The following is a 22559-nucleotide window of genomic DNA, read 5'->3' on the forward strand; positions in this document are numbered from 1 at the left end:
GGACGAGGAGAGGGATCAAGGGGTGGAGAGCCGGCGAATCCTGGAAGGACGTCAGGGGCGTGCCCTGCTGAGACAGGAGGTCAGCGAGGGCATCAAGCGGTACATCCTGGAGAACAAACTCCGTCCGGGAGATCCGCTGCCCACCGAGAGCGAACTGAGCGCCACGCTCGGCGCCAGCCGGTCGAGCGTGCGCGAGGCGGTCAAGACCCTCGACGCGCTGGACATCGTGGAGGTGCGGCACGGCCACGGCACCTACGTCGGCCGGCTCACCCTCTCCGCGCTGGTGGAGGGGCTCACCTTCCGCGGACTGCTCAGCCGCGACGACGACTTCAAGGTCATGTCGGACCTGGTGGACGTACGCGAGCTGTTCGAGCGCGGGATGGCGGAGCGGATCCTCACCTCCCTGGACAGCGACCATCTCCGTACGCTCTACCGCATCGTGGACGACATGGAGCGCTCGGGAAACAGCGACGGCATGGGCTTCGTCGAGGCCGACCGCGCCTTCCACGCCCTGCTGGTCGAGCCGCTCGGCAATGAACTGATCGGGCAGCTCTCGCTCGCGTTCTGGGACGTGTACACGATCGTGGTGCCGCATCTCGGCGAGTTCACCAGCAAGGACGAGGCCGAGACCGTGGCCAACCACCGCAGGATCGTCGACGCCGCCCGGGCCGGCGACGTCGACGCCTTCACCCACGCCATCGCCGAGCACTACGCACCGGTCAGGCGACGGGTGCAGGAGGCACGGGCAGCGGCTCCGGCCGACTGACCTGCCCGCCCGGCCACTCCGGGCCCGTCCCCCGCATCGTGCCGAGGGGGCGGGCCCGCTCGGTCGCCGTAGCCTTCTGCCGTCCGGCTCAAGGGCGGCGAGTCAGGACCGCGGCGCCCGTTCGGCCGGTCAGGACTGCCGCGCCCAGTCGGGGGTGAAGCTGCTGAAGACGATGCCGCCGGTGTCGCCGATCTCGTAGAGGTCGCCGATCGCACCGCTGCCGAGGACCGCCGTGGTCGAGTATCCGGCCGCGCCCGGCTTGACCAGCACCTGGTGCGGCCAGGTCACACCGTCGTCGTCGCTGGTACGCACCGTCAGCTCACTGCGGCCGGTGGACGCGTTGTTGCTCTGCACGGTGACCGGGGTCAGAGCGGGGAATCCGCCGGATCCGACGTCGGCGGGCCGGAGGTACGAGATCTCGTCGCCGTTGCAGCCGGGGTCGATCAGGCCGGAGTTCCAGGCCGGACCGTAGGCCCCCGCGACATCGCGCCCGGTGGCCGTGTCCGCCGCGGTGGCGTACCAGCGGTTGCCTCCGCTGTCGGACCTCAGGTTCTGCACCACCTGGCCGGTGTCGCGCTGGACCGCCTTGTTCTCGTTGACGCCGGTCGCCGCGGCGGCGCCCGCGTGCCAGGTGGCGCCGTGGTCGTCGGAGTAGATGTTGCCCGCGTGGTCGGCTCCGTCCTGCTTGTAGACGATCGGCTGCACGAGCCGGCCGTCGGAGAGCTGGATGCCATGGCCGGAAGAGGCGAACATACCGGCCCACTTCACGCTCTTGACCTGTGGGTTCAGATCCACCGGGCTGCTCCAGGTGGCGCCGTTGTCCGTGGAGGAGATCACCCGGATGTGCAGGGCGGTGGTGTCGGTCGCCGAGTTCGAACCGGCCGATGAGCCCGCGTAGCTGATGCCGGGCGCGGGTGAGTAGTTGATGAACGCGAAGACCGTGCCGTCCTTGCCCGCCGAGCGGTCCACCAGGAGGCTGCTGTCGCCGTACCCCTCGCTGGTCGTCGCCGCGTGCGCGACCGTCGATGCGCCCGTCCAGGTGGCGCCGCCGTCGGTGCTGCGGCGCATGGCGACCTGGATGTTGTTGCCGGCCCCACCCAGGTCGGCTGTGCTGTCGACACGGGCGTCGGCCATGGCGATGACGGTGCCGTTGTCGGTGACGGCCATCGCGGGGATGCGGACCGAGGCGGCGGTGCCGGTGTAGGTCTCGTATCCGCTGCCGTCCGCCCTGGCCCGGTTCAGACCGGCGATCGGGGTTCCCGCGCTGGTGGAGGTGTGCGCGGCGAAGAGCGCCTGCGCGTTCATACCGGGTGTCCCGGTGGCCAGCCCGCACCGCGCGGTCCCGCTCTCGGTACGGTCGAAGCCGGTGGCCGTCGTCCTGATCCGGTACGGGGTTCCGTCCGCCACCGTCCAGGACAGCGTGTCGTCGGAACCGTGTGCCGCCAGGGTCCGGGTCCAGGGGGAGCCGGAGCGTCCCTCCCACTGTGCGGTGAAGGTCTTCGACGTGTCGGAACGGTTGACCAGGGTGAGCCGCAGCCGGTGGGTGGCGGCGGGCGAACCGCCGGTGTCGCTCGGGCACTCCATGCTGATCTGCGCGGCCATCGACCGGCCGCAGTCCAGGGTGCCCCTCATGGTTCTGTCCAGACCCTGGGGTGTGGTGGTGCGGAGCGAGTAGTCCGTACCGCTGGGCTTGGAGAAGTACAGGTCGGTGCGGTCACCGGCGGCCACCGTACGGGTCCAGGTGCCGTTGCCCGGCCAGCTGACGGTGAAGGTGGTCGCCGCCGCGGTCGGGTTGAGCAGCGCCACGCGGATCCGGCTGCTTGTGCAGTCCTGGCTGACCACGGCCGACTGGCCGCCGTCGGCCGCGGCGGCGGCCGGGCCGGTGACGACCACGGCGGCGGCGAGCGTCGCCACCACCGCCGACAGGGCAACGGCCGTCCTTCGCAGGGGCGTTGGTGCTCTCCACATCAATGCCATCTGGTCGAACGCTCCTTGGTGCGAGGGGGAGGATGAGAGGAACACGGAGATCGACGAACGGAACCGGGGATCGCTTCACACTCGGCGAACGTCGATGCATGACATCAGACGTCATGCATCGACGAGTGGTTCGAGACCTTAGGAGCGAGCGGCAGGGGCGTCAAGAGGGCTGCGTCGGAGGCGAGTTCCACGGAACGACGGCGACGGCCCCGCGGTCCGGGCCGCGGGGCCGTCGGGATACGGGTTTCCTCAGCCGAGGGAGAAGGCGGATGCCAGCTCGCGCCACTCGGCGCGCGGCAGATCGCTGTGCCGGTCCCCCGCCAGCACCTGGAGCGCCACATGGTCGGCGCCCGCCGCACGGTAGGCGCCCACCCGGGTCCGTACCGTCTCCACATCCCCCAGGGCGAACAGCGCGTCGAGCAGCCGGTTGCTGCCGCCGTCGGCGAAGTCGGCCTCGTCGAAACCGAGCCGCAGCAGATTGTCGGTGTAGTTGCGGAGTTGCAGGTACATCGAGAGTGTTTCCCGCGCGACGGTGCGCGCCCGGTCGAGATCGGTGTCGAGTACGACCTTCAGCTCGGGAGCGAGCAGCGCGTCCGGCCCGAGGGCCGCGCGGGCCTGCGCCGTGTGCTCCGCGGTGACCAGATAGGGGTGGGCGCCCACGGCTCGTGCGGCGGACAGCTCCAGCATCTTCGGGCCGAGCGCTGCCAGCACCCGGCGCGAGGCGGGCACCGGGTCGGACGCGGTGTCCAGCGCGTCGAGGTAGGCGACCATCTCCGAGTACGGGCGGGCGTACTGCGGGGTGAGCGCGTCGTGGCTGACGCCGATCCCCAGCACGAACCGGCCGGGGTGGCGCTTCTCGATCCGCGCGACCTGTTCCGCGACCTCGCCCGCACTGTGCTGCCAGATGCTGAGGATGCCGGTGGCGACGGTGATACGCCGTGTGGCGTCGACGAGGGGCGCCACCTCTTCCATCGAGGGGCTGCCGCCGATCCAGAGGGTTCCGTAGCCGAGTTCGTCCAGCTCGGCCACGGCGTCGGACACTTCACCGCGGCGTTCGGGCTCCGCGGGGTGCAGGGCCCCGCTCCAGATGCCGATGGTGCCGAAACGCGCGTGTTCGTCAGAGGTCATGGAGGCTCCAACCGCCCCTGGCCCGCTGCCTATTCCGGCACGGCGGAACTATCGCCCGATCGGCCGAGCGCACCGCGCCGCTGGGCCGCTCCCCTCGCCCCCGTCGCCGCTCCCGCACCGTCCGGACGGTGCGGGTCAGCCGGAACCGGTCCGGCCGGCGCGGACTCCGGCCAGCTGCTGGGCGAACGGCACCACGTTCTCGTACACGTCCCCCGGCCCGCCCGTCACGGACCGGCCCGCCATCAGTGCGGCCAGCTCCCGGCCGGCCTGGTCGATGCGGCCCGGAAGGCTGCCGGTGGCGGCGTCGCCGTCCGAACCCCAGTCCTCGGAAGCGGCGTAGACGGCGGTGGGTACGGTCACCGCCCGCAGATAGGCGAAGAGCGGGCGCATCGCGTGCTCCAGTACGAGCGAGTGGCGCGCGGTGCCGCCGGTCGCGGCGATGAGCACCGGTGTCCCGGCCAGCGCGGTGGTGTCGACCAGGTCGAAGAAGGACTTGAAGAGCCCGCTGTACGAGGCGGTGAAGACCGGTGTCACGGCGATCAGACCGTTGGCCTCCGTCACCGCGTCGATGGCATCGCGCAGGGCCGGATTCGGGAAGCCGGCCACCAGGTGGTGGGCGATGGCGGTCGCCAGATCACGCAGCTCGATGACCCTGACCTCGACCTCGATACCGTCGGTTTCCGTGCCGTCGGCCGCCGCGCCGTCGAATTCCGTGCCATCGGCTTCCGCGCCCCGGAGCGTCCGGCCGGCGGCCTCGGCCAGCCGGTCGGCCAGCAGCCTGGTCGAGGACGGCCGGCCGAGACCGGCCGATACGGCCACCAGTTTCAGCGCGGTCATGCCGCCACCTCCTCCCCGGTCCCGGCCGCCTCCCGGCCCCGGTCGCGTGCGGCGACGAGAGCCGCGTGGGTGGGTCCTTCCGGCACCTCGGCGGGCCGCCGCTTCGCGAACTCCTCGCGCAGTACCGGCACGACCTCGTTGCCGAGGATGTCGAGCTGTTCGAGGACCGTCTTCAGCGGCAGCCCCGCGTGGTCCATCAGGAACAGCTGACGCTGGTAGTCGCCGAAGGAGTCCCGGAAGGACAGCGTTTTCTCGATGACCTCCTGCGGACTGCCGACGGTCAGCGGCGTCTGCTCGGTGAACTCCTCCAGCGAGGGCCCGTGTCCGTACACCGGCGCGTTGTCGAAGTACGGCCGGAACTCCCGTACGGCGTCCTGCGAGTTCTTCCGCATGAACACCTGCCCGCCGAGGCCCACCGTGGCCTGCTGGGGAGTGCCGTGCCCGTAGAAGGCGAAGCGCTCCCGGTAGAACGTGATCAGCCGCTTGAAGTGGTCCTTGGGCCAGAAGATGTTGTTGGCGAAGAAGCCGTCGCCGTAGTAGGCCGCCTGCTCGGCGATCTCCGGGCTGCGGATCGAGCCGTGCCAGACGAACGGCGGAACTCCGTCGAGGGGCCGGGGCGTGGCGGTGAAGCCCTGCAGCGGGGTGCGGAACTTGCCCTCCCAGTCCACGACTTCGTTGCGCCACAGCTCGTGGAGCAGCGCGTAGTTCTCCACGGCGAGCGGGATCCCCTGCCGGATGTCCTTGCCGAACCACGGATAGACCGGCCCGGTGTTGCCGCGCCCGAGCATCAGGTCGACACGGCCGTCCGCCAGGTGCTGGAGCATCGCGTAGTCCTCGGCGATCTTCACCGGGTCATTCGTCGTGATGAGAGTGGTGGAGGTGGAGAGGATGATGTTCTCGGTGCGGGCCGCGATATGCCCGAGCAGCGTGGTGGGGGACGACGGCACGAACGGCGGGTTGTGGTGCTCGCCGGTCGCGAAGACATCCAGGCCGACCTCCTCGGCCTTGAGCGCGATGGCGACCATCGCCTTGATCCGCTCGTGCTCGGACGGCGCCTTCCCCGTGGTCGGGTCGGTCGTGACATCGCCGACGGTGAAGATTCCGAACTGCATCGCGCTCACCTCTCGAAGCTCTGGGTGCTGCTCTGGCTGCTCTGGCTGTCCGACGGCTCCGGCCGCCCTGGCTGCCCGATCACTCGCCCAGCGGTTTAAGTAGTTGAAACTTGAACTGAATCGTACAACGGCGGACCCCCCGCACCTATTCCGCCCCACGGCTGCCGGCCGTGCCGCGGTGTTCAACCGGGTGAGCCGCCGCACCCCCGGTCCGCCCGGTGGCGTTGGGCACAGCGGCAGCAGGAACGGACACCGGCGGAGGGAGTACGGATGCACGGCCGAGCGGTACGGCACAGCAGAGCGGTACGGCAGGACGGACGGGTACGGCGCGACAGACGGGTACGGCCCCGCGGAGCGGTCCGGCGCGGCGGAAGGCTCGCACTTGTGGCGCTGGCCGCGTCGCTGGCCGTCGCGGCCCCGGCCCTGGCTGACGGCCGGGCGACCGGCGGAGGCTGGCACACCTGGGCCCCGGCCGGGCCCCAGCACGACGAGGAGCTGCGCGGCGTCGCGGCCCGCGGCCCCGCCGACGCCTGGGCCGTCGGATACCGCGAGAGCGGATCGGGCGTCGATGTACCCGTCGCCGAGCGCTTCGACGGCCGGGCCTGGCGGGCGACATCCGTGCCCGGCCATGCGGGGGCGGGGCAGCTCGACGCCGTGGTGCCGCTCTCGGCCCGCGACGTGTGGGCGGTGGGCACCTGGAACGACGCCCGGGCCGCGCAGGACCGCCCGCTCGCCGTGCATTTCGACGGCCGGGTCTGGCACACCGTGCCGCTGCCCGCCGGGCCCGCGAACCGTTCGGCCTATCCCTCGGGCCTCGCCGCCCTGGGACCCGACGACCTCTGGGCGGTCGGCGCCACCGCCGAGGACCGGATCGGCACACCCCGGCCGCTCGCCTACCACTGGGACGGCCACCGCTGGTCGTCCGTACCCACCCCCGCCACCGGCGGCGACGCCCTGCTGCAGGGCGCGGCATCCGATGGCGCGGGAGGGGTGTGGGCGGTGGGCGTGGCGTACGACGCACAGGGCGCCGGCCGGCCGCTGACCGAGCACTGGGACGGCGCCGCCTGGCGGATCGTCGGCGCACCCCACACCCCGGGCCGCGGTGAGTCCCTCGCCGCCGTCACGGCCGTCGGGCCGGACGATGTCTGGGCGGTCGGTGCCGGAGGCCCGGCCGACGGGGCCACGCACCCGCTCATCCTGCACTGGGACGGACGCGCCTGGACATCGGTGGCGGCGCCGCAGACCGACGCGAGTCTCCACGCGGTCTCCGCGGACGCACACGGCCGGCTCTGGGCGGTCGGCGAGCAACAGGGCGTCACCACACCGGCGTTCATCCTGCGCCGGGACGGCGGGGCGTGGCACTCCGTACCCGCCGACAGCGGCCCCGGAGGCAGGGGCGCATCCCTCTTCGGCGTCGCCACCGTCCCGCATCCGCGGCCGGGCGGCCCCACCGCCTGGGCGGTCGGTTCGACACTGCCGCAGCTGGGACCGGAGTGGCACCCGGTGATCGAGGGCTTCGGACCCGCCCGCCCGGTCCACTGAAGCGCGCGGGTGCGCACCGTGCCGAGGGGGCGGCGGTGCGCACCCGGGCACCGGTCCATTCGGGTGTGCCGGGTGGCGGCGCCCCACGGCCGCGCGGAGCCTCGGGGTAAGCCGTACAGAGGAAGCCGGAGGACCATGGGCACCGCGACCGCACCCCCCGCCCCGCCGCGCACACCCAAGGCGTCCACCGCGTCCGCCTACCGCAATCTGGTGATGGCGACGATCGGCTTCACCCTGACCTTCTGGGCCTGGTCCCTGATCGCACCGCTGGGCAGCGACTACAAGGACCGGCTCGGGCTCAGTTCCTTCCAGCAGTCGCTGCTGGTCGCCGTACCGGTCATCGTCGGCTCGCTGGGCCGGATCCCGGTCGGCGCGCTCACCGACCGGTATGGCGCCAGACTGATGTTCCCGCTGGTCACGGCCTGCACGATCGTGCCGGTGCTGCTGCTGATCCCGGCCAGGAACTCGTACGGCGCGCTGCTGGCCGTCGGCTTTCTGCTGGGTCTCGGCGGTACGACCTTCGCGATCGGCATCCCACTCGTCAACTCCTGGTTCCCGCCCGCGCAGCGGGGGCTGGCGCTGGGTGTGTTCGGGATGGGAATGGGCGGGGTCGCCCTCTCCGGGTACTTCACGACGCGGATCGCCAAGCACGGTGCCAACCTGCCGTTCATCGTGGTGGCCGTCGCGCTGGCCGTGTTCGCCGTGCTCGGCACGCTGCTGATCACCGACCACCCGGACCGGCAGGTGCCGGCCACCCCGCTGGCCGCCCGGCTCGGCAGCGCCGGCCGGCTGCGGGTGACGTGGGAGCTGTCGGCGCTGTACGCGATCGGGTTCGGCGGGATCGTGGCGTTCGGCGTCTATCTGCCGACGTATCTGAAGACCTGGTACCACCTCTCCCCCACCGACGCCGGTACCAAGGCGGCCGGCTTCGCGCTGGTCACCGTCATCTTCCGGCCGGTCGGCGGCCGCCTCGCCGACCGGATCCACCCCGCCGTCGTCACGGCGGGCGCGCTCGCGCTGGTCGCGCTGATGGCCGTCATCCAGGCATTCGACCCCCCGCTCGACCCCACCGGCACCATCTGCTTCCTCGCCATGGCGGCGGGCCTCGGCACGGCGAGCGGCAGTGTGTTCGCCCTGGTCTCCCAGGTCACCCCGCAGCCCCAGGTGGGGAGTGTGACCGGGATCGTCGGAGCGATGGGCGGCCTGGGCGGCTTCGTCCCGCCGCTGGTGATGGGGGCGATCTACAGCGCCAAGGGCAACTACTCGATCGGCTTCATGCTGCTCTCCGATCTGGCGCTGGCCGGGTGCGTCTACGCGTTCGGACGGATGCGGACCGTCAGAGCCTCCGCCGGACCGTGACGCGCCTCGCCCCCTTCCCGGGGCCGTCCTGATCAGTCCGGACGGCAGCCGCCGGGCGGGCCGCCCGGTGCGGCCGTGGACGCCCGGGGGTGGAGCACGGTCGGCAGCTCGGTCACCACGGTTCTGCGGCTGCCGGCGCAGACCTCCAGAAGACGGGTCACCGCGAGCGCTCCCGCCTCGCCGACCGGGACACCCAGCGCGGTGACGGCGGGCGAGGTCGCGCCCAGCGCCGTGAGGTCGTCGGCCGCGGCCAGACTCATGTCCTCCGGGACGCGGACACCGGCCGCCTTCAGCCCGTGCAGCAGGCCGAGCACCAGATAGCTGTTGTACGCGATCACCGCGGTGGCCCCGGACGGCAGCGCCGCCGCTGCCCCTATCCCCGCGTCGAAGGTGGGCGGCAGCGGCCCGAGCACCCGCAGCCGCGCCCCGGCGGCCGCCGCCTGCTCGGCCATGGCCGCCCGGCGCCGCGCGTCGGCCCAGGAACCGGCGGGGCCCGACACATACGCGATGTCACGGTGCCCGAGGCCGAGCAGATGCCGGACCAGCTCGGAGGTGCCGGACGCCGTGTCGAGGACGACGGCGGGCAGCCGTCCGGAGCGGCGGTCCACCAGGACGAGGGGGCGGCGCCCGGCCCGCTCGCGCAGCGCGGCGTCCGGGCCCACGGGAGCGACCATGATCAGGCCGTCGACCTGCTCGGAGATCCGGTCGGCGAGCGCCGCCTCGCGTTCGGCGCTGTACTCGGAGACGGTGAGCAGCAGATGGCTGTCAGTCTCCTCGGCGGCCTGCTGGGCACCGAGGACCAGGGGTGCGAAGAAGGGGTTGGCGAGGGTCGGCACGATCAGACCGATCATGCCGGTACGCCCGGTGGTGAGGGCGCGGGCGGCCGGATTCGGGTGGAAGCCGAGACCTTCGGCGGCGCCGCGCACCCGCTGGAGGGTGGTCTCGGCGACCATCTCCGGACGCATCAGCGCACGGGAAGCGGTCGCTTTGGACACACCCGCCGCACGGGCCACGTCAGCCAGCGTCGCCATCGTTCGGATCCCCCTCCGTCCGCCGTACGAACGGGACCCTGGGCGCGCCCCCGTACGGACCGTGTGACCGCAGTGTGACCGATCACGGGCTTCACGTGGCGGCCGGGTCGTGCCATCCTATCCGCAACCGGTCTCTGCAACCGGTTACAGAGACCGGTTGCAGAATTCTGGCGGCGTGGCACAGCATGTGGCGCAGCATCATCGAGGTACGCACCACCGCGGCACAGCACCATCACTCCGCATCTCCGTCACGCAGCATCACCACCGCACTCCAGCACCACCGCACCGCAGCACCGCCACCCAGCCGCGCAAGGGATCCGGAACACCGGCCTCGCCCCCTCATCCTGCCGAGGTACTCATGCCCCAACTCGACGCGCCCGACATACAGGACGCGCCAGGCCCGGCCCCCGGGCCACGCCCCTCGCCGCTGGAACGGCTGTTCCGGATCCGCGAGCGCGGCAGCACGCCACGCACCGAGGCCGTGGCGGGCCTGTCCATGTTCGTCGCCGCCGCCTACGCGGTGGTGGTCGTGCCCGGCCAGCTGGCGAAGGCGGGGCTGCCGCTCGGCCCCGCCACCACCGCCGTGATCATCGCGATCGTGCTGGCCACACTCGCCATGGGCCTGTTCGCGAACCTGCCGTTCGTCCTCGCCCCCGGTCTCGGCGGTGTCGCACTGCTCGCCGTGACCATCGTCGGCCAGGACGGGGTGCCCTGGGACTCCGCGCTGGGCATGGTCTTCTGGTCGGGCGTCGCGTTCCTGGTGCTCACCGCGCTCGGCATCCGCGATCTGATCACCCGGCTGATGCCGCTCAACCTCAAGTACGCGATCAGCGGCGGACTCGGGCTGTTCATCGCTCTGCTGGGGTTCCGGGACAGCGGGCTGGTGATCGCGAAGCCCGCGGGCAACTCGCTGAGCCTCGGTGACCTCTCGCAGCCTGCCGCCCTGCTCGCCCTCGGCGGCCTGGTGCTGCTGACGGCCCTGGTGACCCGGAAGGTGCCGGGCGCGTTCCTGATCACCATCGCCGTGGTGACCCTGGCGGGCATTCCGTGCGGGGTGACCGAGCTGCCCGGCCACTTCTTCGGGGCGCCCGACAGTCCGGGCCCCGTGATGTTCCACGTCGACATCATGGGCGCGCTGAAGCCGGAGTACTTCCCGTACATCTTCGCCTTCTTCGTCTCGGAGTTCTTCTCCATGACGGGCACCCTGATCGCCGTGGCCGGGCGGGCCGGTCTCACCGACAAGGACGGCAACGTGCCCGGCATCCGGCGTCCGTTCTACGTCGACTCGGGCGCCGTGATCGGCGGCGCCGGACTCGGCGCGCCCAGCATGACCGCGTATCTGGAGTCGTCGGCGGGCGCGGACAGCGGGGGCCGTACCGGGCTCACATCGGTGTACGCGGCGCTCGGCTTCGCGGCACTGCTGCTCGTCACGCCGTTCGCCACCCTGATCCCCTCGGCGGCAACCGCTCCGGTGCTGATGTACATCGGCCTGAGCATGCTCGGCGCGCTGCGCAACGTCGACTTCCGGGACCCGACGGACGCGGTCCCCGCGGCCCTGGTCGTCGCGACGACGATCTTCTTCGGCAACTTCGGCACCGGGATCGCCGTCGGCCTCGCCGCCCATGTGCTGGTGAAGGCCGCGGCGGGCCGCTTCCGCGAGATCCCGCTCGGCCTGTGGATCGTGATGATCCCGCTCGGCTACTACTTCTACACACTCGTCCCCTGACCCCGTGCCCCGAGGGTTCGGGGCGCGGCGTCCGGGAACCGACGGCTCGCTGAGGAGCACGCACCGCATGACCACTGACCAGCAGCATCTGCCGGAACCGCACGACGTCCGCATCAGCGGCGGCCGGGTGGTGTCCACGTTCACGGGTGAGGAGTTCGCAGCCGACGTCCTGCTGCGCGGCGACACCATCAGCGGGGTGCTGCCGCCCGGCGCGCCAGGTGACGCACGGGAGCGGGTGGACGCCACCGGGATGCTGATCGTGCCCGGCTTCGTCGACGCGCACATGCACATCGAGAGTTCGTTCCTCACCCCGCAGACGTTCGCCGGGCTGACCCTCGCCCGCGGTACGACGACGGTCCTGGCCGACCCGCACGAGATCGTCAATGTCGCGGGCGCCGAGGCGATGCGCTGGATGACCGAGGCGGGGCGGGGTACGCCGCAGACCCAGCTCTGGGGCGTACCGTCCTGCGTCCCCGCGCTCCAGGGCCTGGAGCACGCGGGCGCCAGTCTGTCCGCCGACGACATCGACGCGATGCTCCAGTGGCCGGGCGTCATCGCGCTGGGCGAGGTCATGGACTACCGGGCCGTGGTGGCCGACGAGCCGCGGATGCGGGGCATCGTGGGCGCGGCCCGCGAGCGCGGGGTCATCCTCGACGGCCACTGCCCGAACCTCAGCGGCGCCGAACTCAGCGCGTACATGGCCACCGGTGTCGACTCCGACCACACCAAGAACCGCACCGAAGTCGTCCTGGAGAAGGCCAGGATGGGCATGCTGATGATGCTCCAGGAGAAGTGCCTGCTCCCGGAGGTCGTCGACGCGCTCCTCGCGCTGCCGCAGTTGCCGCCGCTGTGCCTGGTCACCGACGACCTGGCCGCCGACCACATCGTCTCCACCGGCCACCTCGACCACATCGCGCGCGTCGCCGTGCGGGCCGGACTGTCCGCCGTCGATGTGCTGCGCGCCCTGACCTGGAACCCGGCGCAGCGGCTCCGGCTGTACGACCGCGGGGTGGTGGCTCCCGGCAAGCGGGCCGACCTGGTCCTGCTCCGCGGTGAGCTGGCCGCCTTCGACCCGGCGCTGGTGATCGCGGGCGGCCGGACCGTGGCGCGTGACGGAAAGCCGGTGTATGTGACGGAGCCGGTGGCCGGTGCGCTGACCGGCACGTTCGACGTCGAGCCGCAGACCCCGGAGGGCTTCCGCTGGCGGGTGGAGCTGCCCGACGGTGTGCACCGCTTCCGGGCGATGCGGGTCAACGCCCGGGACACGTACACCGAGGCCGCCGAGGCCGAACTGCCCGTCCGCGAAGGCGAGGTGCAGTGGGAGGGCCGGGTCACGCTGGTCCGGGTGCGCAACCGCTACGGCCGCTCCGGCACGGTCTTCGCCCCGCTGCTGGGCCGGGAGCTCTCGGCCGGCGCGGTGGCGACGTCGTACGCCCACGACAGCCACAACCTGGTCACCGTGGGGACCTCCCGGGCCGCGATGGCCACGGCGGCGGCCGCGGTGCTCGCCGACGGCGGCGGGGTCGCCGTCGTGCACGGCGACACGGTGGCGGCCCGGCTGCCACTGCCGGTCGCGGGGGTGATGTCCCCGGCACCGGCCGAGGAGATCGCCGCGCAGTCGGGTGCGGTGCGGACCGCGCTGACCCAGTGGGGCTGGGACCACCTCAACCCGTTCATGAGCGTGTCGACCCTGACACTCGCGGTCTCCCCCAGCCTGAAGATCACGGACCTGTCGCTGGTGGACGTGGTCCGCAGGGAGCCCGTGGGAGCGACGGTGCCCGCTGCTCCCTGACCCGGAGGCGTGCCCCCGGAGGCCGTGCGGCGGCGGCCCCGGTCGCCTTCCGCTGCGCGCCGGGGGCAAACGGTGTCAGCCTGGAGGGGACGGGTAGACGTACGGGCCGCCCTCCGGCGTACGGACGGGCACCGGGCACCGGCCAATGGGAAGGATCACCGTGATGGACCACCCCAGCGACAGCGGAGACGACGGCAACTCCGGGTACGGCAGGAAGCCGTTCAAGCGGTCGAAGAGCCACTTCGCGGACCGCATCACGGCGGACGGCCGGGACGGCTGGCCGGTGGAGGCCGGGCGGTACCGGCTGGTGGCCAGCCGGGCCTGCCCCTGGGCGAGCCGCGCACTCGTGTCGCGCCGGCTGCTGGGCCTGGAGGACGCGCTCTCGCTGGGCATCACCGACCCGGTCCAGGACGACCGCAGCTGGCGCTTCACCCTCGACCCGGACGGCCGGGACCCGGTACTCGGCATCCGGTTCCTCAGCGAGGCGTACGACGCGCGGGAGGCGGAGTACCCGGGCGGTGTCAGTGTGCCCGCGATCGTCGACGTGCCGAGCGGGCAGCTGGTCACCAACGACTACCAGCAGATCACCCTGGACCTCGCCACCGAGTGGACCGCGCTGCACAGGCCCGGCGCGCCCGATCTGTATCCCGAGCGGCTGCGCGGTGAGATCGACGAGGTCATGGAGGGGATCTACCGCGACGTCAACAACGGGGTGTACCGGGCGGGGTTCGCGTCGGAGCAGAGCGAGTACGAGGACGCGTACCGCGATGTGTTCCAGCGCCTCGACCTGGTCTCCGAGCGGCTGACCGGGCAGCGCTATCTGGTGGGGGACACGATCACCGAGGCGGACATCCGGCTCTTCACCACACTGGTGCGGTTCGACGCCGTCTACCACGGCCATTTCAAGTGCAACCGGTCGAAGCTGACCGAGGACCCCGTGCTCTGGGCGTACACGAGGGATCTGTTCCAGACACCCGGCTTCGGGGACACGGTCGATTTCGACCACATCAAGCGGCACTACTACGGGGTGCACAGGGGCATCAACCCGACCGGCATCGTGCCGCTGGGCCCGGACCTGAGCGGCTGGCTCACCCCGCACTACCGGGAGGAGCTGGGCGGCCGGCCGTTCGGGGACGGCACACCGCCGGGGCCGGTCGCACCGGCCGATGAGGTCCCGCCTGCCGGGCGCGCGCCCGAGTACTGAGGCCGGGCACCCCAGTGCCGGGGCGGAGTACGGAAAGGGCGCGCGGCGGCGTCACCCCTCCGCGCGCCTCCAGCGGGCGCGCCACCGGACGCGCGGCCACTATGGAGCGATGACGCATTCTCAGAAACTGGATCATCTTGCCCAGGTGACGACAGGCTGGGTCGCGCGCGATCTCAGCTCTCCGCACGGCCGGCTGAGGGACGCGCTGGTCAACTGGCGCCAGTCGTTCCCGCCGTCCTTCACCACCGATTCGGCCGGGGCGAGCACGGTACGGCTGGTCGTCGCCCCGCCGGGTCCCGCGCACCCCGAGGAGGCGATGCTTCTCCATCTGACGCACGCCGAGGCGGACCGGCTGATCCAGCTGCTGCACCGGGACACGGCTCAGCAGCCCGACCGGACCGGCAGGGATGACCGGACAGCACCCAGGGAGCTGCGGTCGACGACGGCGTCATCCGCGGCAGGGTGACCCGGAACGTCCTGATCCCGAACGGCCGGAAGCCGATCCGCAGTCCCCCTCCGCTTGCATTCCGTGGCGATGGCGTGGTGCGCCGGGTCGGCCAACAGCCGGGCGCCGGAGGATTCCGACACCATCCGACGACAGAGGAGCCAGAGATGCTGTTCGGCAAGGAGCATGTCGAGCGTTACGTCGCGACCGACGGAGCCGAGGGACACGAGTGGCAGGGAACGACGACCCTGATCCTCACCACCACCGGACGCAAGAGCGGTCAGCAGCGCAGCACTCCGCTGATCTACCAGGCGTACGGGGACGATCTGCTGGTCGTCGCGTCCAAGGGCGGATCCGACGAACCGCCGGCCTGGTATCTGAACCTCCAGGCGGACCCGGAGGTGCGGGTCCAGGTGAAGGGCGACCGGTTCACCGCCCGGGCGCGGACCGCGGGGCCTGCGGAGAAGCCGGACATGTGGCGGACGATGGCGGCGGCCTGGCCCGCGTACGACGAGTACCGGACGAAGACCGACCGCGAGATCCCCGTGGTGGTGCTCAGCCGGGCCTGACCGCGGCGGGCCGGGGCGCGGTGGGCCTGATCGCGGTGGGCCGGGGCGCGGTGGGCCGGGGCGGGTGCAGGCCGGGGCGGGTGCAGGCCGGGGCGGGCACGGGCCGATCCGGGCACGGGCCGGGGCCGATGCGGGCGTACCATCTCTCCGCGCCCCGCCCCGCTCCGTACGTCCACCGCAGGAGGCCCCGTTGTCCCTCACCCCCGCCCCCGGCGTCGTCACCGACACCGCCCGCCTGCTGCGCGACGCGGGCGACGGGGACCGGGGCGCGCTGTGGCGGCTGGCCGAGCCGGGGCGGCAACTGGACTCGAACGTGATCCGGCTGGCGCCCGAGGCCCAGGTTGCCGGACATGTGGAACCCGACCTCGATGTGCTCGTGTGTGTCGTCGGCGGCAGCGGGCGGCTGGAGACGGCCGACGGGCCGCAGGAGCTGACGCCGGGCGCGGTCCTCTGGCTGCCGCACGGCGTCCGCCGCTCGCTCGCCGCCGGGGCGGACGGCCTCTGCTATCTCACCGTGCACCGCCGTCGCCCCGGCCTCACCATCGCTCCGGCCGCGGCCGAGCCTGCGGGCGGGGAAGCGGCGTGTCTGCTGCAGCTGGTCTGCCCCGGCTGCGGGCGCCTCGCGCAGGAGTCCGGCGCACGATTCTGCTCCCGGTGCGGTGAAGAGCTGCCGACCGGCTGAGCGCCACAGCCGACCGAGGCGGCCCAAGCCGCCCCCGACCCGCGGCAGTTCCTCTATGTTGCTTGGCATGTCTCCGTCGATTCACCAAGGACTGCAACAGTCCTGACGGAGAGTCACCCCCACAGGAGGACATATGTCAGGCCAACGGTTCAGATGTGCCCCGTCCCGGCTGCGCGCGATACTCGTCGGCGTTGCCGCGGCCGGCCTCGCCCTCACCGCCGCGGGCGGCACCGGCAGCGCGGCCGCCGCCGACCCCGGTGCGCTGCCGCTGTCGGGAGCCACGGTGTCGGGGCTCCACAACACCTACGACCCCGCGGCCTTCCCCTATCTCGCCCAGTCCCTGGACACCGGCACCTCGATGATCGAGCTGGACGTCTGGGACGACGTCGTCACCAAGGAGTGGAAGGTCAGCCACTCCAACCCGCTGGGCAACAGCAACAACTGCGTGACGGCCGACAGCCCCGGCCAGCTCTACACCGGGGGCGCCAACAAGGATCTGGAGACCTGCCTGGACGACGTACGGGTGTGGCTCGGGGCCCACCCGGGACACGCGCCGCTGGTGATCAAGCTGGAGATGAAAGCGGGCTTCCAGTCCGATCTCGGCCTGGGGCCCGCCCAGTTGGACGAGGCGGTCGCCGCGCATCTGGGCTCCGCCGTCTTCCGGCCTGCGGACCTGCTGGCCAAACCGGGCGGCGGTCAGTACGCCTCCCTGGACGAGGCCGCCACCGCGGGAAACTGGCCCACGCGGGCCCAACTCGCCGGAAAGGTACTGCTGGAGATCATCCCCGGCACCGTCGAGGAGAAGAACCCGACGGACTCACTCTGGACGGACCGGGAGTACGCGGGCCACCTCCGCGATCTGCACACCTCGGGCCACACCGAACAGGCCCAGATCTTCCCCGCTGTGCACTCCGCCCAGGCGGGCGACCCCAGGTCGCGGTATACGGACACCTCGCTCCGCCCCTGGTTCGTCTTCTTCGACGGTGACGCGGCCGCGTATCTGGACGGCACCATCGACACCTCCTGGTACGACACCCACCACTACCTGCTGGTGATGACCGACGCCCAGAACGTGGCGCCGGTCCTGGACGACAGAGCCCCGTCCGAGTCCGACGCGAAGGCCCGTGTCGCCCAGCTCGCGGCGGCCCACGCGAGCATCGTCTCCAACGACTGGACCGGGCTCCCCCAGGTGCAGTCGTCCGCGCTGCCCCGCGGCTGACCACCGGCCCCGCGCCCTGAACAGGACCCGGAGCGCGGCCTCGTCCGCGGGCGGGACCGGGCCCGTACTCCCGGGCGGGACCCGGCCCGTGCCCTCACCACATCCGGCGGGGGCACGGGCCGGAGGCCGGGGCAGAACAGCCCGAAGTCCCGCCCGATCACCAAGGATTGGCAATGGTCTAGTCCAAGTCGTTGACGCGCACCCGGCAGACGCTGATTCTGGCGGCCACTCCCCGACTCAGGAGACCGTCAGATGAAACGCATTCGCATCCGCGCCGCGCTCTGCGGTGTGGCCACCGCCGCGCTGGCCGCCGCCGGTCTGGCCGCGTTCAGCACCGGCCAGGCGGCCGGAGCCACCACCAGCTCCGCGAAGACCGCAGGCACCACCGCGCTCAGCAACCGCTGGTACGCGGCGGCCCCGTACCTCATGCCCACCGACAACAACCCGCCGGACGCGGGCGCCATCATGGACGCCACCGGGCTGAAGGCCTTTCAGCTCGCCTTCATCCTGGCCCCCAACGGCGGCGGATGCAGCCCGACCTGGGGCGGCACATCGGCCGTGTCGTCGGACACCGCGGTCGGCTCGGTGATCAGCGCGATCCGCGCCAAGGGCGGTGATGTCTCGGTCTCCATCGGCGGGTACGGCGGCACCAAACTCGGGCAGGCGTGCTCCGACGCGGCGTCGACGGCCGCCGCCTACCAACAGGTCATCACCAAGTACCAGTTGAAGGCCATCGACTTCGACCTGGAAGAGCCGGAGTACGAGAACACGGCGGCCGTCGCGCACGAGATCGGCGCGGCGAAGATCCTCCAGCAGAACAACCCCGGCCTGTATGTGTCGGTCACCACCGCGGGCACCGCCGACGGCACCGGCTGGTTCGGCAAGCAGATGCTGAACGAGGCCAAGTCCCAGGGGTTCACGCCCAACAACTTCTCGATCATGCCCTTCGACGGGGGCTTCAACGGGGCCGCATCCCAGACGAGTGCGCTGACCAACTTCAACGCCATCCTGCGGTCCACCTTCGGGTGGGACGAGGCGACCGCCTACGCCCATGAGGGCTTCTCCGGGATGAACGGCCGCAGCGACACCGGTGAGTACTTCAAGCAGGCGGACTTCCAGACCGTCCTGGACTTCGCCACCAGCCACCACATGGACCGCTTCACCTTCTGGTCGCTCAACCGCGACCGCCAGTGCAGCCCGCCGGACAACGGCACCACGTCCGGGACCTGCAGCAGTGTGCCGCAGTCGGCCTGGGAGTTCGCCAAGTACTCGGTGACCTTCGCCGGGGCCACCCCGCCCACCACTCCCCCGACGACACCGCCGGTCTCGTCCTCCCCCACACCGCCGTCCGGCACCTGCTCGGCGGCGGCGTGGAGCAGCACCGCCACGTACACGGGCGGCGACACGGTCTCCCACGGCGGACACACCTGGCAGGCCCAGTGGTGGACCCAGAACGAGGAGCCGGGGACCACGGGCGACTGGGGCGTCTGGCGGGACAAGGGAGCCTGCTGAACGACGTAGCACCCTGAGAATGTCCCACCGGGCCACATGTCCCGGTGGGACATTTTCAGGTGTACGGTGAAAACATGACCGATGAGGGAAGAGCCGGGGACCGGCGGGTCCGCAAGGCCCGCAGGACCCGTGAGGCGCTTGCGGAAGCCGCCTGCGACCTCGTGTGCGACCGTGGGCTCAAGGCCGTCACGGTCGAGGACATCGCCGACCGCGCCGATGTCGCCCGCCGGACGTTCAGCCGTTACTTCTCCAGCAAGGAGGACGCAGTGCTGGACTCCGTACGCGCCGACGGCGACCGGATCAACGCCGCCCTGCGGGCCCGCCCGGCCGACGAGACCCCGCTCGCCGCCTACCGCAACGCGGTGGACGACTGGCTCACGGACGACGCCCACCCGGCCTGGCACCGGCGCCCGCGGATCTTCGAACTCATGAGGATCGCGGACCGCGAGCCGACGCTCTACGCGGCCTTCCAGCACATCCGGGTGGAGGCCCAGGCGGACTCGATCCGGATCCTGGCCGACCGGATGGGCGTGGACGACGGAGACGACCTGCGCCCCGCCGTTCTGGTGGGCGCGGGCGCCGGGGCCCTGGTGGCCGCACAGTCCGCCTGGGTCCGCGGCTCCCGCGAGGACGCGCTCCCCGGCATCGTCCAGGCCGCGTTCGCCGCACTCACCGGCGAACTGCCGCGGTCGTGACACCGCAAGCCGCGACACCACGGCTTGTCACACCACAGGTCGTGACACCGCCGCGGCGCACCGTACGAAAGGAACACAGGCACCATGAGCACCACCACCCCCACAGATGAGTTCGCCGGCCGGACCGCCCTGGTCACCGGCGGCGCGTCCGGCATCGGTCTGGCCATCGCCAGCCGGCTCGCCCGCGGCGGCGCCGCGGTCGTCGTGGCCGACTACAACGAGGAGGGCGCCCGCAAGGCCGCCGCCGGACTCAAGGCGTCCGGGGCCCGCGCCGCCGCCGTCGCCGTGGACGTCACCGACCCCGCTTCGGTGGAACGTGCCGTCCGGCACTCCACCGACACCTTCGGCGCGCTGCACCTCGCCGTGAACAACGCCGGGATCGGCGGTCCCAGCCTGCCGACCGGTGAGTACGGAGTGGACGACTGGCAGCGGGTGATCGGCACCAACCTCAACGGCGTCTTCTACTCGCTCAGGTACGAGCTGCCCGCGATCCTCGCGGCGGGCGGCGGCGCGGTCGTCAACATGGCCTCCATTCTGGGCACCAACGGTTTCGCGGGCTCTCCCGCCTATGTCGCCGCCAAGCACGGCGTCGTCGGGCTCACCAAGACCGCGGCACTCGAATACGCCGCACAGAACATCCGGATCAACGCCGTCGGACCGGGCTTCATCGACACCCCTCTGCTGCGCGACACGGACAACCCGATGCGGGAGCAGCTCGTGTCGCTGCACCCGGCGGGCCGGCTGGGAACGGCCGACGAAGTGGCCGAGCTGACGGCGTTCCTGCTCTCGGACCGCGCCTCGTTCATCCACGGCAGCTACCACCTGGTCGACGGCGGCTACGCCGCGCGCTGACCGATCACCACGGCGGGCCGGTATCGGGGACCGTCCCGCCCCTCAGCTGAGGAGCACCCCATGAAAGCAGTCCAGTACCGCACCATCGGCGCCGCACCCGAGGTCGTCACCGTCCCCGACCCCGAGCCGGGTCCGGGCCAGGTCCTTCTGAAGGTCACAGCCGCGGGCGTCTGCCACTCCGACATCGCCGTGATGAGCCGGCCCGCCGAGAGCCTGCCGTACGACCTTCCGCTCACCCTCGGACACGAGGGGGCCGGCACGGTCGCCGCGCTGGGCGCCGGTGTCACCGGCCTCACCGAGGGCGAGTCCGTCGCGGTCTACGGGCCGTGGGGCTGCGGATCCTGCATCAAGTGCGCCGAGGGCAAGGAGAACTACTGCCTGCGCGCCGCTGAACTCGGTATCCACCCGCCGGGTCTCGGCGCCCCGGGCGCGATGGCCGAGTACATGATCGTGGACAGCCCGCGCCATCTGGTGCCGCTCGGCGACCTCGACCCGGTGCGGGCCGTGCCGCTCACCGACGCCGGTCTGACCCCATACCACGCCATCAAGCGCTCCCTGCCGAAGCTCACGCCCGGCACCACCGCTGTGGTCATCGGCACCGGCGGTCTCGGGCATGTGGCGATCCAGCTGCTGCGGGCGATGTCCGCCGCCCGGGTCGTGGCGCTCGACGTCACGCAGGACAAGCTCGCGCTGGCGAAGACGGTCGGGGCCCATGAGGCGGTGCTCTCGGACGAGCACGCGGCCGCCGGGGTCCGTGCACTGACCGGCGGGCTCGGCGCCCAGGCGGTATTCGACTTCGTGGGCGTTCCGTCCACCGCGGCGCTGGCCGGTGCGGTGGCCGGGGTCGAGGCGGATGTCGCGCTGGTCGGGATCGGCGGCGGCACCCTGCCCGTCGGCTTCGGCGCGCTCGCCTTCGAGGTCTCGGTCGCGGCGCCCTACTGGGGTTCGCGTGCGGAGCTCACCGAGGTGCTCGACCTCGCGCGCGCAGGATCGGTGGACGTCCATGTGGAGACGTACCCGATCGACGAGGCCCCGCTCGCCTATGAGCGGCTGCACGCCGGGAAGATCAACGGACGCGCGGTCATCCTGCCGCAGAGCTGAACACCACGGTGGAGCTGTTCAGCGTGGCGAGCAGCACGGCCCCTGAGGGAAGCCCCGTCCATTCCGGAAAGGCGGGCGGGGCCGGGGGCGAAGGAGAGGCCGCGGGCGAGGGAATTGCGCGCTGCATCCGCAGGGCGTCGACGGATTCCGCCAGAAGTTCGTATTCGGTGGTGTCGTCATTGATCGCGAATCGCATGAGCCCGCCGCTGGCCAGCACTTCCGCGGCTTTTTCCTGCTGCGGCCCGCCGTCCCGCCAGGCGCGGAAAGCACCTGGTACGTCGGGGGCGTCGGCGGGCAGTTCGAAGAGCGCCCGGTCCGGGAAGCAGCCGCCGCCGGGGCTGGGATCCAGCCGTTCCGAGATCCAGGTCGCCCGGTCCCGCAGCCACCAGAGGGCCAGCGGGAGGGTGGGGGCGCGGTAGGTGCCGAGCGGCACCCCGACGCGGCGTCCACCGCAGACTCCGTACGCGGTGACATGGCACAGGAATTCGTCGTGCACAGCCACTCCCCCAGGGCAGTTCGCGGCCAGGGCCCGGTCACGGACCGGGCATTGTCTGTCCGGGGCGTGCGGGCCTTTCGCAGATGGATCGCGGTGGAATCGAACGGAATTCAACCTTCCCCGTCAACGAGTATCTTCACTCCGGCCGCATTGTCACCATAGGGTTCTGGCCATATCTCCGGCATATTCACGGTCGACCTTGGCCGAAAAGCCTCCGCGATACGGCACGGAAGCGGCCCCGGACACAGAAGAGCCCCGGCTGGTCGGGGGAGGCCAGCCGGGGCGGTCCTTCATGCGGGGACGGAGGGCCGGCGCCCTGGGCGCTCCGCTCCGTTCCCACATCAAGGTGAACGGTGAACCAGGCCCGAATGTTCCGGCCCCTCCCGGGGGAGCATGTGAGCTGCGGCACCCCGTGCCATCCGGAACATGTCCCGCCGCTCCGCACCCCGGCGGCCTGTGGCATATGCCAGAAGCACCATCGCATCGAGTGTTGCCAATTCCCTTACGGGCCTTC

19 protein-coding genes and 1 pseudogene are annotated in these 22559 nt (G+C 71.8%); 14 read left to right on the forward strand and 6 right to left on the reverse strand.

The features are described 5' to 3' along the window. Positions 1–22 precede the first annotated feature (22 nt). The gene (locus tag ACWGKJ_RS24770; RefSeq protein ID WP_385033701.1) at positions 23–766 is read left to right on the forward strand and encodes a FadR/GntR family transcriptional regulator; all 744 of its coding nucleotides are present in this window, start codon (positions 23–25) and stop codon (positions 764–766) included. A gap of 129 nt (positions 767–895) precedes the next feature. Here the strand turns inward: ACWGKJ_RS24770 and ACWGKJ_RS24775 are convergent, their stop codons facing one another. The 4 genes from ACWGKJ_RS24775 to ACWGKJ_RS24790 form a co-directional block, all read right to left on the reverse strand. Next, entirely contained in the window at positions 896–2743 is a 1848-nt protein-coding gene (locus ACWGKJ_RS24775) for a sialidase family protein (protein WP_385033698.1), read from the reverse strand. Positions 2744–2992: 249 nt separating this feature from the next. Beyond that, on the reverse strand, positions 2993–3871 hold the full coding sequence (locus tag ACWGKJ_RS24780) for an LLM class F420-dependent oxidoreductase (protein WP_385031821.1): 879 nt from the start codon (positions 3869–3871) through the stop codon (positions 2993–2995). A 135-nt stretch (positions 3872–4006) separates the two neighbouring features. After that, the gene (locus ACWGKJ_RS24785; RefSeq protein WP_385031818.1) at positions 4007–4708 is read right to left on the reverse strand and encodes an FMN reductase; all 702 of its coding nucleotides are present in this window, start codon (positions 4706–4708) and stop codon (positions 4007–4009) included. Further along, entirely contained in the window at positions 4705–5820 is a 1116-nt protein-coding gene (locus ACWGKJ_RS24790) for an LLM class flavin-dependent oxidoreductase (protein WP_385031815.1), read from the reverse strand. Before ACWGKJ_RS24790 ends, ACWGKJ_RS24785 begins: the two co-directional genes overlap by 4 nt. Before the next feature lie 270 nt (positions 5821–6090). Between ACWGKJ_RS24790 and ACWGKJ_RS24795 the strand changes: the two genes are divergently transcribed. Together ACWGKJ_RS24795 and ACWGKJ_RS24800 are read left to right on the forward strand one after the other, a co-directional pair. Next, positions 6091–7362 (forward strand): hypothetical protein, encoded by a 1272-nt coding sequence (locus tag ACWGKJ_RS24795; protein ID WP_385031812.1) that lies wholly within the window; start codon positions 6091–6093, stop codon positions 7360–7362. Positions 7363–7497: 135 nt separating this feature from the next. Continuing rightward, a complete protein-coding gene (locus ACWGKJ_RS24800) occupies positions 7498–8721 on the forward strand; it encodes an MFS transporter (protein ID WP_385031809.1) in 1224 nt (407 codons plus the stop codon). A gap of 32 nt (positions 8722–8753) precedes the next feature. Here ACWGKJ_RS24800 and ACWGKJ_RS24805 read toward each other — a convergent pair whose 3' ends face one another. Next, positions 8754–9752 (reverse strand): LacI family DNA-binding transcriptional regulator, encoded by a 999-nt coding sequence (locus ACWGKJ_RS24805; RefSeq protein ID WP_385031806.1) that lies wholly within the window; start codon positions 9750–9752, stop codon positions 8754–8756. 358 nt (positions 9753–10110) lie between these two features. Here ACWGKJ_RS24805 and ACWGKJ_RS24810 point away from each other — a divergent pair, with 358 nt between their 5' ends. The 11 genes from ACWGKJ_RS24810 (at position 10111) to ACWGKJ_RS24860 (ending at position 21549) form a co-directional block, all read left to right on the forward strand. Further along, complete coding sequence (locus ACWGKJ_RS24810; RefSeq protein WP_385031803.1) at positions 10111–11478, forward strand: NCS2 family permease; 1368 nt, start codon at positions 10111–10113, stop codon at positions 11476–11478. Between the two features lie 67 nt (positions 11479–11545). Then, entirely contained in the window at positions 11546–13270 is a 1725-nt protein-coding gene (locus ACWGKJ_RS24815) for an adenine deaminase C-terminal domain-containing protein (RefSeq protein ID WP_385031800.1), read from the forward strand. Between the two features lie 163 nt (positions 13271–13433). Next, entirely contained in the window at positions 13434–14474 is a 1041-nt protein-coding gene (locus ACWGKJ_RS24820) for a glutathione S-transferase family protein (RefSeq protein WP_385031797.1), read from the forward strand. A 109-nt stretch (positions 14475–14583) separates the two neighbouring features. Next, on the forward strand, positions 14584–14940 hold the full coding sequence (locus ACWGKJ_RS24825; protein ID WP_385031794.1) for a hypothetical protein: 357 nt from the start codon (positions 14584–14586) through the stop codon (positions 14938–14940). 146 nt (positions 14941–15086) lie between these two features. Next, positions 15087–15488, forward strand: a complete 402-nt coding sequence (locus ACWGKJ_RS24830; protein ID WP_385031791.1) for a nitroreductase family deazaflavin-dependent oxidoreductase — start codon at positions 15087–15089, stop codon at positions 15486–15488. 190 nt (positions 15489–15678) lie between these two features. After that, entirely contained in the window at positions 15679–16170 is a 492-nt protein-coding gene (locus ACWGKJ_RS24835; RefSeq protein ID WP_385031788.1) for a cupin domain-containing protein, read from the forward strand. A gap of 133 nt (positions 16171–16303) precedes the next feature. Then, on the forward strand, positions 16304–17389 hold the full coding sequence (locus ACWGKJ_RS24840; protein WP_385031785.1) for a phosphatidylinositol-specific phospholipase C domain-containing protein: 1086 nt from the start codon (positions 16304–16306) through the stop codon (positions 17387–17389). A 252-nt stretch (positions 17390–17641) separates the two neighbouring features. Further along, positions 17642–18901 carry a chitinase gene (locus tag ACWGKJ_RS24845; RefSeq protein ID WP_385031782.1) on the forward strand — a complete coding sequence of 420 codons (1260 nt, stop codon included), beginning with the start codon at positions 17642–17644 and terminating at the stop codon, positions 18899–18901. A gap of 74 nt (positions 18902–18975) precedes the next feature. After that, positions 18976–19596, forward strand: a complete 621-nt coding sequence (locus tag ACWGKJ_RS24850) for a TetR/AcrR family transcriptional regulator (RefSeq protein WP_385031779.1) — start codon at positions 18976–18978, stop codon at positions 19594–19596. 84 nt (positions 19597–19680) lie between these two features. After that, positions 19681–20448: an SDR family NAD(P)-dependent oxidoreductase gene (locus ACWGKJ_RS24855; protein ID WP_385031776.1), complete on the forward strand. Its 768-nt coding sequence runs from the start codon at positions 19681–19683 to the stop codon at positions 20446–20448. Positions 20449–20508: 60 nt separating this feature from the next. Beyond that, a complete protein-coding gene (locus tag ACWGKJ_RS24860; RefSeq protein ID WP_385031773.1) occupies positions 20509–21549 on the forward strand; it encodes an NAD(P)-dependent alcohol dehydrogenase in 1041 nt (346 codons plus the stop codon). 106 nt (positions 21550–21655) lie between these two features. Here ACWGKJ_RS24860 and ACWGKJ_RS24865 read toward each other — a convergent pair. Beyond that, positions 21656–22045: pseudogene (locus ACWGKJ_RS24865) on the reverse strand (hypothetical protein); the annotation flags it as partial. Positions 22046–22559: the final 514 nt, after the last annotated feature.

It is taken from the genome of Streptomyces sp. NPDC054757 (assembly GCF_053612185.1).